General features: G+C 49.7%; 17 protein-coding genes and 1 tRNA gene. 12 read left to right on the top strand and 6 right to left on the bottom strand.

The window, feature by feature from the left end:
• Window positions 1-313: 313 nt before the first annotated feature.
• From elbB to CCY32_RS03765, 5 genes are all read left to right on the top strand, one after another.
• Entirely contained in the window at window positions 314-967 is a 654-nt protein-coding gene (elbB, locus tag CCY32_RS03785; protein ID WP_088329273.1) for an isoprenoid biosynthesis glyoxalase ElbB, read from the top strand.
• A gap of 149 nt (window positions 968-1,116) precedes the next feature.
• Window positions 1,117-1,548, top strand: a complete 432-nt coding sequence (locus tag CCY32_RS03780; RefSeq protein ID WP_088329272.1) for a YtoQ family protein — start codon at window positions 1,117-1,119, stop codon at window positions 1,546-1,548.
• Window positions 1,549-3,000 carry a TrkH family potassium uptake protein gene (locus CCY32_RS03775; RefSeq protein ID WP_088329271.1) on the top strand — a complete coding sequence of 484 codons (1,452 nt, stop codon included), beginning with the start codon at window positions 1,549-1,551 and terminating at the stop codon, window positions 2,998-3,000.
• 115 nt (window positions 3,001-3,115) lie between these two features.
• Window positions 3,116-4,363, top strand: coding sequence for an EAL domain-containing protein (locus tag CCY32_RS03770; protein ID WP_088329270.1), 1,248 nt, complete (start codon window positions 3,116-3,118; stop codon window positions 4,361-4,363).
• A gap of 72 nt (window positions 4,364-4,435) precedes the next feature.
• Window positions 4,436-4,522 (top strand) — tRNA-Leu (locus tag CCY32_RS03765).
• Window positions 4,523-4,595: 73 nt separating this feature from the next.
• On the opposite strand, the gene trkA is transcribed toward CCY32_RS03765, so the two are convergent.
• The 4 genes from trkA to def form a co-directional block, all read right to left on the bottom strand.
• A complete protein-coding gene (trkA, locus tag CCY32_RS03760; RefSeq protein WP_088329269.1) occupies window positions 4,596-5,975 on the bottom strand; it encodes a Trk system potassium transporter TrkA in 1,380 nt (459 codons plus the stop codon).
• An 85-nt stretch (window positions 5,976-6,060) separates the two neighbouring features.
• The gene (gene rsmB / locus CCY32_RS03755; RefSeq protein WP_088329268.1) at window positions 6,061-7,359 is read right to left on the bottom strand and encodes a 16S rRNA (cytosine(967)-C(5))-methyltransferase RsmB; all 1,299 of its coding nucleotides are present in this window, start codon (window positions 7,357-7,359) and stop codon (window positions 6,061-6,063) included.
• Window positions 7,356-8,291 carry a methionyl-tRNA formyltransferase gene (gene fmt, locus CCY32_RS03750; protein WP_088329267.1) on the bottom strand — a complete coding sequence of 312 codons (936 nt, stop codon included), beginning with the start codon at window positions 8,289-8,291 and terminating at the stop codon, window positions 7,356-7,358. Before fmt ends, rsmB begins: the two co-directional genes overlap by 4 nt.
• A 9-nt stretch (window positions 8,292-8,300) precedes the next feature.
• Window positions 8,301-8,810, bottom strand: coding sequence for a peptide deformylase (gene def, locus CCY32_RS03745; protein ID WP_088329686.1), 510 nt, complete (start codon window positions 8,808-8,810; stop codon window positions 8,301-8,303).
• A gap of 272 nt (window positions 8,811-9,082) precedes the next feature.
• Between def and CCY32_RS03740 the strand changes: the two genes are divergently transcribed.
• From CCY32_RS03740 to hemF, 6 genes are all read left to right on the top strand, one after another.
• Entirely contained in the window at window positions 9,083-10,147 is a 1,065-nt protein-coding gene (locus CCY32_RS03740; RefSeq protein ID WP_141096167.1) for a LysM domain-containing protein, read from the top strand.
• A gap of 39 nt (window positions 10,148-10,186) precedes the next feature.
• Window positions 10,187-11,299, top strand: coding sequence for a DNA-processing protein DprA (dprA, locus tag CCY32_RS03735; RefSeq protein WP_088329265.1), 1,113 nt, complete (start codon window positions 10,187-10,189; stop codon window positions 11,297-11,299).
• A 1-nt stretch (window position 11,300) separates the two neighbouring features.
• Window positions 11,301-11,777 (top strand): DUF494 family protein, encoded by a 477-nt coding sequence (locus tag CCY32_RS03730; RefSeq protein WP_088329264.1) that lies wholly within the window; start codon window positions 11,301-11,303, stop codon window positions 11,775-11,777.
• 72 nt (window positions 11,778-11,849) lie between these two features.
• Window positions 11,850-12,413 (top strand): topoisomerase DNA-binding C4 zinc finger domain-containing protein, encoded by a 564-nt coding sequence (locus CCY32_RS03725; protein ID WP_088329263.1) that lies wholly within the window; start codon window positions 11,850-11,852, stop codon window positions 12,411-12,413.
• A 45-nt stretch (window positions 12,414-12,458) separates the two neighbouring features.
• Entirely contained in the window at window positions 12,459-13,031 is a 573-nt protein-coding gene (locus CCY32_RS03720) for a Sua5/YciO/YrdC/YwlC family protein (protein ID WP_088329262.1), read from the top strand.
• A 6-nt stretch (window positions 13,032-13,037) separates the two neighbouring features.
• Window positions 13,038-13,964 carry an oxygen-dependent coproporphyrinogen oxidase gene (hemF, locus tag CCY32_RS03715; RefSeq protein WP_088329261.1) on the top strand — a complete coding sequence of 309 codons (927 nt, stop codon included), beginning with the start codon at window positions 13,038-13,040 and terminating at the stop codon, window positions 13,962-13,964.
• Here the strand turns inward: hemF and CCY32_RS03710 are convergent.
• The gene (locus tag CCY32_RS03710) at window positions 13,958-14,395 is read right to left on the bottom strand and encodes a group II truncated hemoglobin (RefSeq protein WP_088329260.1); all 438 of its coding nucleotides are present in this window, start codon (window positions 14,393-14,395) and stop codon (window positions 13,958-13,960) included. The two genes, hemF and CCY32_RS03710, sit on opposite strands and share 7 nt — an antisense overlap.
• Between CCY32_RS03710 and aroE the strand changes: the two genes are divergently transcribed.
• The gene (gene aroE / locus CCY32_RS03705) at window positions 14,394-15,227 is read left to right on the top strand and encodes a shikimate dehydrogenase (protein WP_088329259.1); all 834 of its coding nucleotides are present in this window, start codon (window positions 14,394-14,396) and stop codon (window positions 15,225-15,227) included. The genes CCY32_RS03710 and aroE overlap by 2 nt on opposite strands.
• Here the strand turns inward: aroE and CCY32_RS03700 are convergent.
• A complete protein-coding gene (locus tag CCY32_RS03700; RefSeq protein WP_088329258.1) occupies window positions 15,203-15,736 on the bottom strand; it encodes a gamma carbonic anhydrase family protein in 534 nt (177 codons plus the stop codon). The two genes, aroE and CCY32_RS03700, sit on opposite strands and share 25 nt — an antisense overlap.
• Between the last annotated feature and the right edge of the window lie 230 nt (window positions 15,737-15,966).

Here is a 15,966-nt window from a genome sequence, read left to right as displayed (position 1 = left end):
TTGTGGATAACTTTGTTGATTAACCCTTCAGGCAGGCGCAATTACACCTCGTCAAACTTATCACGAAGTATTTGAAATGCTTGCATATAGCGGTTTTTGGTAACTAACGGATAACTGCGGGACCGTTTATAGTTTTTATTTTCCTTTGTGGATAACGTTTTGCGGCGATGTTTGACCTGCCTCAAAACGAAGCGATACTCTAACACAACCTCGTGATTTGAAAAGCGCCGATTAGTGAAAGCTTATAATTATTGGCTATGACGCTTTTTACCAAACGGCATAAGTAAGTAATCTTAGGAGCTGGAGCGCGATAATGAAAAATGTAGCAATTATTCTCAGTGGCTGTGGTGTATTTGATGGCGCCGAAATCTATGAATCGGTGTTGACGTTGTTGGCCCTTCACCGCAGAGGGGTAAATTACCAATGCTTTGCACCTGATATACCGCAGCATCACGTTATCAACCACCTTACGGGTGAAGAAATGAAAGGGGAGCAACGCAACGTATTGATTGAAGCGGCCAGAATTGCCCGCGGCGAGATCAAAAGCCTGGAGACCCTGAACGCAGACAATTTTGATGCACTGATACTGCCTGGCGGGTTTGGCGCAGCCAAAAACCTTTCTGACTTTGCTGTGAACGGGGCTCAATGTCAGCTCGAGCCTCAGGTGGAAAGCGTATGCAAAGCCTTTGCTGCTAAGCGCAAGCCCGCCGGATACCTTTGTATTGCACCAGCCATGCTGGCCAGAATCTATGGTCGTGGCGTTGAGCTCACCATAGGTAAGGATAAAGACACCGCCGCTGCGATAGAAGCCATGGGTGCCGTGCATCGCGCGTGTGATGTGAGCGATATCGTGGTGGACGCGAAGAACAAGGTTGTCAGTACACCGGCCTATATGTTGGCACAGAATATTGGTGAGGCAGAAAGTGGTATTAACAAGCTGGTGGACAGCGTTTTGGATATGGCCTGACGCTTTCCACAAGGACGGTTGCTTTTGTAACGCTTTGGTTATCTGAGGTAGAGATCTAAATCACGGTGATAGTTGGTTTTTTTCATTTAAGCCTTTTGATCTGAAGTCATACAGTCAATAATTAGGCAACTAACTTATCCGGGTGTCTCATGAATAAGCGTGTATACCTGGCTGGTAAGAATCATTCTTACTGGCTTCAGGAGCTGCAGGCTCAGGCTAAAAAGGCTGAGTTAACTCTCTGCTTTCGCTGTCCGGGGATGATGCCTGAATATGATCTGAACGATGTGGACGCCGTTGAAAAAATCCGCGAGGCCAGGTGTATAGGTGCTCTCAATGATGCGTTTATGAGCGATGCCGACCTGATCGTGGTCTGCGCGGATGGACCGGCGGACCAGGAGGCCAGGGTTGCCGCTGGGCAGGCCATTATTAGTGGCAAACCCGTGGTGTTGTTGCAGGGCCGCGGTTCGGTCGCAGAGCCGGAGGGTCTGGCAAAGGCGGTTACCGCGGTTGCCGCAGATGTGCATCAATTGCTGGCCATTCTGAGGTCCTGGAATAATCTAAAAGCGACAGATAAAAACTAAATGCAGTATCGCACAATCATCCGAATTCTCGGCCTTCTGGTTGCACTGTTCAGTGTCACCATGTTACCCCCGGCACTGGTCTCACTGATTTATGAGGATGGAGGGGGGCTCCCTTTTCTGCTGGCATTTTTTCTATGCCTGATTACCGGGATACTGGCGTGGTATCCCAATCGTCGTCATCGCTCCGAATTGCGAGCAAAAGAGGGTTTTCTCATTGTTGCACTGTTCTGGACGGTACTGGCCAGTTTTGCGTCTTTGCCGTTCATACTGCTGGAGCAGCCGGAGCTCTCGGTCACCGATTCGGTGTTTGAGGCCTTTTCAGGCCTTACCACTACCGGGGCTACCGTCATTGAGGGTATCGATTACTTACCCAAAGCGGTGCAGTTTTATCGCCAGCAACTGCAATGGCTGGGAGGCATGGGGATTATCGTGCTGGCGGTCGCTATCTTGCCGATTCTTGGCGTAGGCGGTATGCAGCTTTATCGGGCAGAAATTCCAGGGCCGGTAAAAGACTCGAAAATGACACCCAGAATAGCCGATACCGCCAAACACCTTTGGTACATCTATCTGGTGCTGACGCTGGCCTGTATGTTCGCCTACTGGCTAGCCGGAATGAGCTGGTTTGACGCGATTTGTCATGCCTTTTCGACGGTGGCAATAGGGGGGTTTTCCAATTATGACGCCAGTATCGGGCATTTTGACAGCTCACTGATCAATGCTATCTGTGTCGTGTTTCTATGGATATCTGCACTCAACTTCGCCCTGCACTTTCATGCAGTGAATAATCGCAGTATTAAGGCGTACCTTAGGGATCCTGAATTGCGCGCTTTCTTTGCGATTCAGGCGGTGTTGGTACTGGTTTGCTTTGTTACCCTGACAGCCCATCAGTGGTATGCAGATGTGGAAACGGCCTTTGATCAGGCATTGTTTCATGCGGTGTCTATCAGTACGACGGCCGGCTTTAGTGCGGACAGTTTCGCCGATTGGCCAGTGTTTTTGCCCATACTGCTAATATTTGCCAGTTTTATCGGAGGCTGTGCCAGCTCCACTGGTGGCGGTTTGAAGGTGGTCAGGGTGGTCTTGTTATTCCTACAGGGTAAACGCGAAGTAGACCGGCTCGTGCACCCCAAAGCAGTCTACTCGGTGAAATTGGGTAACCGCGCACTGCCTGATCGGGTGGTGGAAGCCGTATGGGGCTTTTTCTCCGCTTATGCTCTGATTTTTATAATTATCATGATAGCGATGGTCGCGACAGGCATGGATAACATCACCGCCTTCACGGCGACAGCTGCTTGCCTGAATAACCTTGGACCCGGGTTAGGGGCGGTTGCGGCCAATTTTGCGGATGTCACCGCAGCGGGTAAATGGTGGCTGGTGTTGGCAATGCTGTTTGGGCGTCTCGAGGTGTTCTCGCTATTGGTCTTGTTTTCGCCAACATTTTGGCGTAGTTGATGACTTTGGTAATGAATTCTGCTGGTTTTCTGTGCATCATCTGATACAGTCATCAGGAACTGCCTGGCGCTGTGTCAGGTAGGTTCAGGTCAAATCTCGTCTGAGGGTTACCCCCATGTTTGCTTATGTAGCCAGACATCCCATACTGGACACTGATAAAAATGTCTATGCGTATGAACTGTTGTTCAGGGATGGTCGCAAAAATTGTTTCCCGGATATTAAGCCTGATGAGGCCACATCCAAAATCATCACAGCCAGCCACTTAACCCTGGGTCTGGAAGATATTGCTTGTCATAAGACATCGTTTATCAACTTTCATAAAGAAACGCTGATTAATGGTTTTCCTACGATGCTGGATCCTGAGTCAGTGGTGGTGGAGATCGTTGATACCGTGCCCTCCGACAGTAGTCTGGTAGGGGCTTGTAAGCAGATAAAAGACATGGGCTATAAGCTGGCCCTGGATGATCACAACTTTGATCCCAGGTGGGATGCCTTTTTGCCCTATGTAGACATTATCAAAGTGGACACTTTGAGAAGTGACCTGGATACCATTGCTCGTAATCTGCCTAAGTTTCAGCAGGCCAAAGTGAAACTGGTTGCAGAAAAAGTTGAAACATATGAAGACTTCAACTGCTACCGGGACATGGGTTTTGACTATTTTCAGGGGTTTTTCTTTTCCAAGCCCGAGGTCATACGCCAGCGCAACTTGCCCACATCAAAACTTGCCCTGCTGGAGTTATTACAGGAGAGCTCGAACAGCGAATTCAGCTTTGAACGCGTTAACGCCATTTTTGAGCGTGATGTTGGCCTGTCCTACATGTTGCTGCGCTTTATCAACAACCCCACAATCAATAAACGCTATAAGATTTCTTCTTTGCGTCATGCGTTGAATTACCTGGGCGAATTAGAGCTGAAGAAATTTATCTCGATTCTGGCCCTTGCCAATATGGGTGAGGACAAACCCATTGAATTGTTGCACCTGTCTCTGGTGCGGGCGAAATTCTGTGAACTGGTGAGTGTGGCCAGAAAAGACAAAGATAATCCACCCAAGGGCTTTTTGGTGGGACTCTTTTCATTGCTTGATGCACTGCTGGATCAGGAAATGTCTTCACTGGTTGGTAAGCTACCCATTGATGATGAGATTCGTGCCGCCTTATGTGGCACCGAGGGTCGCCTGAAGAGCTACCTGGGACTGGCAAAGGCTTTTGAGAGTGCCAATTGGCTGGCATTGATAAAGCTCTCCGGACAGCTTGAGCTGAGTCAGAAGATGTTACATGGTCTGTTCAATGAGGCCATAGTATGGGGAAATGGGATAAGACAGACCATTTCGCCTCACTTTCCCAATACGAAGGTCAGAAATTAAGCGCTTGAAACAAAAAACTGTATCAGACCGTTGACTTTTTGCGGGCTAATCACTAAAGTACGCGCTCTTCTTGCCCAGGTGGTGGAATTGGTAGACACGCTAGCTTCAGGTGCTAGTGGGGGAAACCCCGTGGAGGTTCAAGTCCTCTCCTGGGCACCAATTCTTAAAAAAAGCCCTGACGATTTCGTCAGGGCTTTTTTTTGTCTGAATCCCGGCGGTTTTGACGCTGACGTCAACCGAAGAAGAAGGCACTGGGCTGGAACAACTTTTCCACATGATCGATGTACTTTTTATCGACCAGAAACAAAATCACGTGATCATCGGCTTCAATCACCGTATCACCATGGGCAATAATAACTTCGTCTTTGCGCACGACAGCACCAATGGTTGTGCCAGGTGGTAATTTGATGTCATTAATGGCTTTACCCACTACCTTAGACGTGTGCTCATCACCATGGGCGATAGCTTCAATTGCCTCAGCAGCACCTCGTCTAAGTGAGTAAACATTTACTATGTCTCCACGCCTTACATGAGTGAGTAGTGCTGAAATGGTGGCTTGTTGCGGTGAGACCGCAATGTCTACTTCACCACCTTGCACCAGATCCACGTAAGCACTGCGCTGAATTAGCACCATGGTTTTCTTCGCTCCCATGCGCTTGGCCAGCATAGCCGACATGATATTGGCCTCATCGTCATTGGTGACAGCAATAAACACATCGGTTTGATCGACCTGCTCTTCATTGAGCAGTTCCTGATCAGAGGCATCTCCGTGAAACACTGTTGCCTTTTTGAGGCTCGAGGAGAGGAATTTGGCTCGTTCCTGGTTAAACTCGATCAGTTTAACCTGATGCTTTTCTTCCAGTTGAGATGCCAGACCTGCACCAATCAGCCCTCCGCCGGCAATCATGATGCGCTTGTAACTCGACTCAAGTTTCTGCAATTCACTCATCACCGCGCGAATATGCTTGGTGGCAGCGATGAAGAACACCTCATCGTCCGCTTCGATGACGGTTGTCCCGAGTGGTCTTATGGGCCGCCCACGACGATAAATAGCCGCAACACGGGTTTCAACGTTGGGCATATGCTCTTTCAGTGCCGATAAGGCATGGCCTACAAGTAGCCCGCCATAATAGGCCTTTACCGCCACCAGGCTGACTTTTCCATCGGCAAACTCAACCACCTGCAAGGCACCAGGGTAATCGATAAGGCGCTTGATGGAGCGCGTTACTAATTGCTCCGGTGCAATCATATGATTTACTGGAATATCGGAGTGTTTGAACAGCTGCTCCTGGTATGCCAGGTATTGACCAGACCGAATGCGGGCGATTTTTGTGGGGGTTTTAAACAGGGTATGTGCAATCTGACATGCCATCATGTTGGACTCGTCACTGTTGGTGACCGCAATGAGCATGTCGGCGTCTTCTGCACCGGCCTTTTTTAAGACATCGGGGTGTGAGCCAAAACCGGAAATCACCTGAAGATCGAGGCGGTCTTGCAGACCTCTTAAGACATCATAATCTGAATCGATAACGGTGATTTCATTTTTCTCACCGACCAGATTTTCCGCCAGCGTGCCGCCTACCTGACCAGCTCCTACTATGATGATCTTCATATTATTTGATTCTTATCGTTATGCTTTTTTGCCGCCGCGTGGGGCTCGCACAGGGAAATAATAGTAATCCAGCTTTCTTTATTTATCAGCACTTTATCAGTCTGGCGTAATAGAAACCATCCATTTCCATATGACCGGGCAAGATCTGCCAGCCGGGATTCTCTGGTGTTTCCTCGCTACTGACAGGGGACAACTGTGCGTCGTCATGACGGCGCAAGAAGCGCTGGATCTGCTGTCGGTTTTCTTCTGCTAGTATCGAACAGGTTGCATATAGTAGCGTTCCGCCGGGCTTTAGCAGAGGCCACACGGCTTCCAGAATGTGTTCTTGAGTGGCTTGCAATTTTCCAATGTCACTGTCTTTTCGCAGCCACCGAATATCAGGGTGTCGGCGTATGACACCGGTAGCAGAACAGGGGGCGTCAAGCAGTATACGATCAAAGGGGTTACCATCCCACCAGCTATCTGGATGGGCTGCATCGCCTTGTTTAAGTGTTGCGCTGAGCTGTAACCGGGTCAGGTTTTCCGCCACCACTTGCAGGCGCTGAGGATCCACATCCAGGGCGATGCATTCGCTGAGCTTTGGTTGTCTTTCCAGAATATGACAGGTCTTTCCGCCGGGGGCGGCACAGGCATCCAGCACGCGATCGCCCGCCTGTGCATTCAACAAAGGTCCGGCTAGCTGGGCGGCACCATCCTGTGCAGAAAACCAGCCTTGTTGATAGCCAGGCAGGGTGGTGAGGTCATAGCCTTTTCGCAGGATGATGCCATATGGCACCTGCGCAACTTCGCCATCAAAGAGAATTCCGTGGTCGCTGAGAGCCTCACAAAAGGCCTCTTTGCTCACTTGTTGCGTGTTGACCCGCAACCAGACAGGGGGACGCTCGTTGATGGCGGTGACCACCTTGTGCAGATCAGTCGAATAATTCTCGCTCAGACGCTGATACAACCATTTCGGTAAGCCCGAACGAATTTGAGGGTCTTCTGTCAGCTGCTTCGCCAGTTCCTGACGAAGGAAGTTGCGCAGACACGCGTTGACCAGCCCCTTAAGTCCATTACATTTGAGCTTTTCACATGCACCTACCGTCTCTGCCACGGCCGCATGCGTCGATACACGGCTGTAAGCCAGCTGATAGAGCCCCAATAACAATAAGTGCTCAACCACTTTCTGTTTCGATTTCAGTGGCTTTTGCACTAGCTGGCGCAACCAAAGCTGCAATTGCGGCAGGTTACGAAGCACACCGTAGACCATTTCCTGAAGCCAGGCGCGGTCTCGTTCGCTGTGTCGGGCCTGCACCTGAGCAAAACTGTGGCGCAATGACTGACCTTGTTCGAGAACATGGAACAAAGCCAGGGCGCCATCGGCCCGAAGTCTTGCACCACTCATGACAACACTGTTCCGGGTGTGAAATCGTCTCGACGAGCATTCAGTACGTCTGCTGCAGACATGGCTTTTTTACCCGGTAATTGGATGTGCTCTAATCGCAGGCCCTGACGTGCCGTGGCGATTACAATGCCATGCTTGTCAGCGCTGATGATTTCCCCTGGCTGACCTTTTACGTCAGTTACACTGGCCTGCCAGACTTTTATGGCTGTACCCTGGTGCTCAAAATAACAAACCGGCCAGGGATTAAATGCTCTGACGTTACGCGCCAATTGTTCGGCATCCTGATGCCAGTTAAGTTGTGCTTCCTCTTTGCTGAGCTTTTGTGCGTAACTGGCCAGGTTGTCATCCTGGGGCTCAGGAACGATGGTGGCTAACTGTGCAAGGGTTTCCAACAGCACTTCGGGACCCAACTTTGCGAGTTTTTCATAAAGGCTGGCACTGGTATCTGTGGCGGCAATAGTGATGGCGCGCTTGGCGAGCATATCACCGGTATCCAGCCCTTTATCCATTTGCATAATGGTAATACCTGTCTGCGTATCGCCAGCCCATATGGCTCGTTGTATTGGCGCCGCGCCGCGCCATTTGGGTAACAGTGAACCATGTACATTTAAGCAGCCGTTGGTGGGTATATCGAGCACTGACTGGGGCAGAATCAGACCATAAGCGACCACCACCATGATATCGGCATTGAGTTCGGCTAACTGTTGCTGTGCCTCTTCATTTCGCAATGAAGAGGGTTGATAAACGGGGATGTCGTGTGTGCAGGCCAACGATTTTACGGCACTGGCCTGTAGTTTTTTGCCTCGACCAGCGGGTCGGTCTGGCTGAGTATAAACCGCGACCACCGAGTGTTCAGAATCAATTAGGGCCTGCAGGTGCCGGGCTGCAAAATCCGGAGTACCGGCAAAAACAATACGATAAGACTTTTTCAATGGCTGGCCTCAGGCTCGGGTTAACAGGCGGGCTTCTTTTTCCAGCTTCTTGCGAATACGCTGACGCTTCAGCGGTGACAGGTAGTCTACGAAGAGCACGCCCCGCAAGTGATCGAGTTCGTGCTGAATACAAATGGCCAGCAGACCTTCGGCATCTAAAGAAAAGGTCTCTCCATCAGCATTTAACGCTGAAACCGTGACTTTTTCTGCGCGTTCCACTTTTGCGTAGTTGTTTGGTACCGAGAGACATCCTTCCTCGCTAATGGTGCTACCTTCCTTCGCGGTAATCTCGGGATTAATGAAAACCAGGGGGTTACTCTGATCCTCCGAGACGTCCATCACCACAATGCGCAGATGTGTATTGACCTGGGTAGCAGCAAGGCCAATACCCTTTTCCTCACGCATGGTGTCAAACATGTCGTCGATCAGGGTGCGAATAGTATCGTTAACCTCAGCCACTGGCTTTGCAACAGTGCGTAAGCGCTCATCGGGAAAACGCAGAACTTCTAATTTGGCCATGATGTAATCAGCTACACTTAAATTCGTGAAAATGGCGGTTTTAAATATCAATTAACATACTAAAGCGGTTAAAAGACTATTTAATACCTGTGAATAGCCGCTATTCTAGCGCAATTGAGGTAAAAAAATAATAGGCTTCAGGATTGACCGTCTTTGCATCGACTCATAAGCAAGCTGTGCTAAGCCGTCTATTATTAAATGTGATTTCAGGCTGTCGCGGTGTGCAACAGTTGTGGGACCGGAATCGTAAAACACAAACTGCCGGGGGAAATATGCGGTTTACTCGAACGAAATGGCTAATGCTGCTGTTGATGCTGCCCATGTGGTGCATGGCACTGGTGATTAAGCCCGATGCACCACAAATCTATCAGGTCAAAAAAGGCGATACGTTGTGGGATATCTCTGCCATGTATCTTTCCCAGCCCTGGTTATGGCCTGAGCTGTGGCGAAATAATACCCATATCAGTAATCCCCATTTGATTTACCCGGGGGACGAATTACGCCTGGTGATAAACGAAAAAGGCGAGGCCCAGCTTGTGCTCTCCCGGTCCAGTGAAGATAAACCTCACAAGAAACTGAGTCCGCAGGGAAAAATGCTGGATAAAAGTGCTGAGCCCGTGCCGGTCATCCCCTGGTCTACCATTGCCCCTTTCATCAAGGATGCGGTCGTTATGGAAGAAGAGCAATTCAATGCTCTTCCTAAAGTATTGAAAGACTACGACGACACGGTCCGGTTTGCCTCTGAAGACCTGCTGGTGGGCGATCCCGGTCTGACAGAAGACGTCGTGCTGGTGCTGAGAAAACAAGGCGCGGTATTTGATCTTCAAGGTAATCAGATAGGTGTCCAGCTACGTAATCTGGCCAGCGGTACAGTGGTTCCCACGCAGAAACAGGATTTCAGCCTGGTCAAGCTTCACACCTCTCGTATGGAATCGCGCCCCGGTGACCGGATGGCGCCTGCTTCTATTATGCCTCAGCCAGAAGATATTGAACTACAGGCTGCCGACGGCCAGCAAGGGCACATCCTTGGCAATTTGCAGGAACATAACCTGATGGGGCGTCTTGATGTGGTGGTCATTGATCTGGGACAAGGGCAAGTATCACCGGGTACGGTGATGGGCATTTACAAACAAGGACCTAAGGTCCGCACCTCAAAGCCTGATTCCGAAGATGAAGGCTGGTTACCGGCAATCTTTGATGAAGAGGACGGCCCTCAACCCCCGGCAATAAAAACCGGGGAGCTGGTGGTGTTTAAAACTTTTTCTGCAGCCAGCTACGCGTTGATTATCAATAGCTCTGCTGTGGTGCGCCGGGGCGATATCATCGCTAAACCCTAGGCTGGTGGTTGCCCTGGGGTGCTAAACTAGGGAAGAGCAATGTCACAGGATGTGAAACGTAAACAGTGGATGATACTGGAGCAGATGCCGCGATTTGGCGCGGCAACATACCGGGCTCTGTTTGAGCAGACTCACGGCAACCTGCTGGCTGTATTTGAGTCCGATGATGATGAACTTAGACGGGGAGGCTTGACCACAGAGCAGATTCGCAGTCTGCGACATCCCAATGAGACCTGGCTGAACGACGCATTAGCGTGGTCTACCCAGCAGCCAGAACATGAGATTGTCTGCTTCGATAGTGATCACTTTCCGCAACCGCTAAGGCAGCTTTGTCGGCCGCCCTTAGTCCTTTATGTCTGGGGGGACCCACATTGCCTTGATGCGACCCAACTGGCGATTGTCGGCACGAGGAATCCCACTGTGCAAGGGCGCCAGTTTGCCTTCGAACTGGCGGGGCAGCTGAGTCAGGTCGGCTTTACCATTACCAGTGGTTTGGCCCTGGGTATTGACGGCTGGGCCCACAAAGGTGTTTTACAGCAGGGTGGGAAGACCATTGCTGTACTTGGCTCTGGGCTGCAGAAACTATATCCAAAAAGACATGTTCAACTGGCACACGAAATCGTTAAACAAGGCGGCTGTGTCATGACGGAATTTGCCCCCCAGCAAGCCGCAATGGCTGATCATTTTCCACGTCGAAACCGTATTATCAGTGGTATGAGTATGGGCACTATCGTGGTCGAGGGCGCCATTCGAAGTGGATCATTGATTACGGCCAGGTACGCCCTTGAGCAAGGTAAAGAGGTATTCGCGGTGCCGGGCAGTGTTTATAACCCCATGAGTAAGGGGTGTCATTATCTGATTAAGCAGGGAGCCAAGCTGGTGGAGACGGTGGAAGATATTATCGAGGAATATCAAAACCTTGATATAGGCCCCCTTCAAGTAAATGAAAATGATGCCGAAAAAAATAATGACAATGGCTTGGCAAGTGACAAATTGTTAGATAGTGTTGAGTATGAGACCACACCGATTGATGTGATCGCAAAGCGCAGCGGCCTGCCATTGAAGGCGGTGTTGACCGAATTATTAGAATATGAGTTGCGTGGCTTAGTAATCACCGTCCCTGGTGGTTACATAAAATTGAGGGGAAAATAGTATGTTTGACATCCTCATGTATCTGTTCGAAAACTTCATTCACAGTGAAACGGAAATTCGTGTCGACCAGGACGAGTTGACCGATGAGCTTGTGCGTGCCGGTTTTCACCATGATGAAATATACAAAGCACTTTCCTGGTTAGAGAAACTCGCAGCACTGCAGGAATCGGATACCCATCCGTACCTGGCAAATGCGTCGACGTCTGCCTTGACCCGTATTTATACTCAAGAAGAGCAAATGCGGCTTGATGTGGAGTGTCGCGGGTTTCTGATGTTTCTTGAGCAGATTAATGTTCTGGATGCCTGTACCCGTGAAATGGTTTTGGATCGGGTTATGGAAATCGACACATTAGAATTCTGTCTGGAAGACCTGAAGTGGGTCGTGTTGATGGTGCTGTTTAACGTACCAGGTAAAGAGAATGCCTACGCGCAAATGGAAGAGCTGCTGTTTGAGGAGCCGGAAGGCTTGTTACACTAAACGCAGAACCTTCTCTGAAGTAGGTAAAACGCTTGGATACTAAGCGCCGCCTTGTTGTGACATAATTCCCTTATGTCAAAGATCGATCACTCTCTTTTTAACGCCGATGAGCATGCCTTGCAGCATGCTTATGGCACTTGCCCTCAGTGCGAAGCCAAGCTGCAAATCCGGTCGGGGCGCAGTGGTCCTTTTCTGGGATGCAGTCGCTATCCTCAATGCGAGTTCAGCAAGCCACTGCACGAGTATGAGTACCATGAGCTGAAGATCATTGAGTCCTCAGCATGCCCACAGTGCGGTTCTCCTATGGCGGTTAAGAAAGGGCGTTATGGCCTGTTTATTGGTTGTACCCATTTCCCCGAGTGCCACCATATTGAAAAGCTCAATCCAAAAACAGCGACACAGGTTCCCTGTCCCGCCTGTGGTGAAGGGCAGCTACAGGAAAGGACTAACCGCTATGGAAAGCGCTTCTTCGCCTGTGGACGCTATCCGGCGTGTAAGTATCTGCTTAATCATCCACCCGTGTCTCACCCTTGTCCACAATGTGACTGGCCAGTGATGGTATCGAAGCACTCCGGGCAGGATGAATACTTGCAGTGCCCTCAACGTCAGTGCCAGCATAAAATTGTATCGCAATGATGGTCAGGTATATGATTTGCGTTTCGTATAAACAAGGCCTAAATAATGAGTGACTCCACCCCATCGTGGCATGATGAAATTCAGCAGGCTTTTGTGCAGGGACAACTACTTGCTTACCCGACAGAGGCGGTATTCGGACTCGGATGTGATCCCGATAATCAGCAGGCTGTGATGGATTTACTGGCATTAAAGCAGCGTCCTGTAGAGAAAGGCTTGATACTGGTGGCCAGGACCTATTCGCAGCTTTTACCTTATGTCAAAGACACTGCCATTCCCTCAGACCGGCGCACGGCTATCGTATCCAGCTGGCCTGGTCCGGTAACATGGTTGTTACCAAAGTCAGATACGGCACCTGACTGGATAACCGGCGGTTCGGATTTGCTGGCTGTACGGGTTTCAGCTCATCCTGTTGTGGCCCAATTGTGTGAGGTGCTGGGCAAGCCTGTTGTGTCAACCAGCGCAAATGTGAGCGGTCAGCCTCCGATAACGCGCGCCTCAGACATACGCGAAACGTTTGCAGATAAGGTGCTATTGGTACCTGGAAATTTAGGTGGAAGTCTCAAGCCTTCCGAAATTCGACATGGTCTGACAGGTAAGGTCCTCAGGCCCGGAAATTAATGAGTTATGTCTGAAATAAATCTGGATTCAGTAAAACAATTCTTACTTGGCCTGCAAAATAATATTTGTCAGACATTGGAACTGGTCGATGGCAGAGGTAACTTTGCCGAAGACAACTGGCAAAGAGAGGAAGGCGGTGGTGGCAAAACCCGTGTCATGACTGACGGTCGTGTGATTGAACAAGGCGGTGTTAATTTTTCCCATGTACAGGGTGACAAGCTACCTCCTTCTGCGACAGCGGCCAGACCCGAGTTGCAGGGGCGCAGCTTTCAGGCCATGGGCGTTTCATTAGTGATTCATCCGCACAACCCTTATGTGCCAACTACCCATGCCAATGTCAGATTCTTCGTTGCGGAAAAGCCAGGCGAAAAACCTGTATGGTGGTTTGGAGGGGGCTTTGATTTAACGCCTTTCTATCCTTTTCTGGAGGATGTTCAGCATTGGCACAGAGTCGCCAGAGATCTGTGTACCCCCTTCGGTGAAGAGGTTTACCCTGAATATAAAGCCTGGTGCGATGAGTACTTTTTTATCAAGCACCGCAACGAGACTCGTGGTGTGGGCGGGCTGTTTTTTGATGATCTTAATACAGGAGGTTTTGACCGCTGCTTTGCATTTATGCAGGCGGTCGGAAATGGTTTTCTGGATGCCTATGTTCCTATTGTCGAAGCCAGAAAATCCACGGCTTTTGGCGATAAAGAGCGAGACTTTCAGCTATATCGCCGGGGGCGCTACGTGGAATTCAATTTGGTTTATGATCGCGGCACCTTGTTTGGTTTGCAGACCGGGGGGCGTACAGAGTCTATTCTCATGTCGATGCCACCCTTAGCGAAATGGACCTACGCCTATGAGCCGATACCCGGTAGTCGTGAGCATCAATTGTACGAGCATTTTCTGAAACCCAGAGACTGGTTGTCAGAAGATCTGACTCAGTGATTCTTCATATGCCGGGCAAGAGGTAAGAGATTGTTCCATATGAGCTGTCTGAGTTGATGATCAGATACAGTCTCTTCCAGCGCCCGGTTCATACAATATAACCATTGGCTGATCATCAACTCGTCCACCTTCACATGCAAATGTCTGGCTCTGAGCCTGGGATGACCATATTGTTGTTCATATAGCGGCGGACCACCCAGCCAACCGCTCATAAACTGGAAAAATTTTTCTCGGGTGAGGGTGAGATCGGGTGAATGAATGGCCCTCAAATCCACGGCTTTCGGATCACCGTCCATGATGTCATAGAAGCGTTGACATAAAGCTCTGGTGGTTTGCTCACCGCCAATCATGTCATACAGACTGTCAGGTTTGGTTTTTGTGGACTTGTGGTTTAACCTGCTCAGCCAGTCAGTCAGTTTGGTTAGGGTCATGGATCAATACGCCGTCTTTGGTAATCCCATTGCACACAGCAAGTCACCGTTTATTCACGCCATGTTTGCAGCGCAAACGAAGCAATTGCTGAATTATGAGGCGATCCTAGCACCTTTAGATGGCTTTGAAGAAACCGCGCGTCAGTTTTTTGCGGCAGGTGGCAAAGGTGCTAATGTGACGGTGCCTTTTAAAGAGCAGGCATTCGACCTGGCAGATGAATTGTCAGAACAAGCCAGGCTGGCGGGCTCTGTGAATACATTGATGAGCAATAAAGGGAAGCTCTTCGGTGACAATACCGACGGCATTGGTCTGGTCAGGGACCTGCAATTTCATCATGTCGAGTTAAAAGGTAAACGGATTCTGCTGTTAGGTGCAGGAGGGGCGGCCCGAGGTGTGATTTTGCCTCTGTTGAGACAATCTCCGCATCGTTTACACATTGCCAATCGTACCGCAGAAAAAGCCAGTGCTCTGGCGCTACAGTTTAGCGAATATGGTGATATTACCGGCAGTGGTCTGGAAACAGTGCCTGATCAGGCCTTTGACGTCATCATCAATGCTTCCTCATCAGGTTTATCCGGCGAGCGGCCAAATATAGCGGCGACGACGCTACACTCACAGACTACCTGTTACGATATGCTGTATGGCAAAGCGCAGACGCCATTTAACCAATGGGCTGAATACCATGGTGCGGCAGTTTTGTTGGATGGTTTGGGCATGCTGGTGGAGCAGGCCGCGCAGAGTTTCAGCCTGTGGCGAAGCGTGCAGCCTGACACGTCAGCGGTGCGTCAGGCATTGCGACGGCATCTTTATGCACAGGACGGATCCAGGTAATCATTTTTCAGTTCGACGTAATTCAATGCAGATTGTTTGAGAAAGTCGAGTTCTCCCTGTTTAAGAGGTCTCGACTCGGTTACCGGACTACCAACATACAGATAGCCGGACTTCAGGCGCTTAGTGGGAGGTACCAAAGCACCGGCACCAATAAAAACATCGTCCTCTACGATCGCAGCGTCCATAATGATGGCACCCATGCCGACTAGAATCCGGTTACCCAAAGTACAGCCATGCAGCATACATTTATGCCCAACGGTCACATCATCACCAATGATTAGCGGGTAACCGGAAGGATTACTTTGAGAGCGTCGAGTAACATGTAATACCGTGCCATCCTGGATGTTAGTGCGTTGACCGATACGAATATGGTTCACATCCCCTCTTGCTGCTACCAGCGGCCAGACGCTGGAGTCGTCACCCAGAATAATGTCGCCTTTAAGCACAGCACTGCTGTCTATATAGCAGCGCTCTCCAAGAGAAGGTGATTTACCTTTATATGAATTCATAGCTTATCTCCATTATTCAGGGTCGGTATTTTGACGAATAGTATCAAAAATAGGCGTTTAATGCCTATTTGGTGGTCAACACCAAATAATTTGAAAAATTAACCAAAAAGTCATTGATCTTAAAGTTCGTATCTGTAGAATGCGCGCTCTCTTCAGGGGACATCGGCAACGACAAACCTGAACGGTAATAATAGCAAAATAATTTAATTAGGCTGCTTGACATTGCCAAA

Source organism: Lacimicrobium sp. SS2-24 (assembly GCF_002201535.1).
Taxonomy (GTDB): Bacteria; Pseudomonadota; Gammaproteobacteria; order Enterobacterales; family Alteromonadaceae; genus Lacimicrobium.
Note: the sequence above shows the minus strand (reverse complement) of the source record. Positions and strands in the feature narration are given on the sequence as shown.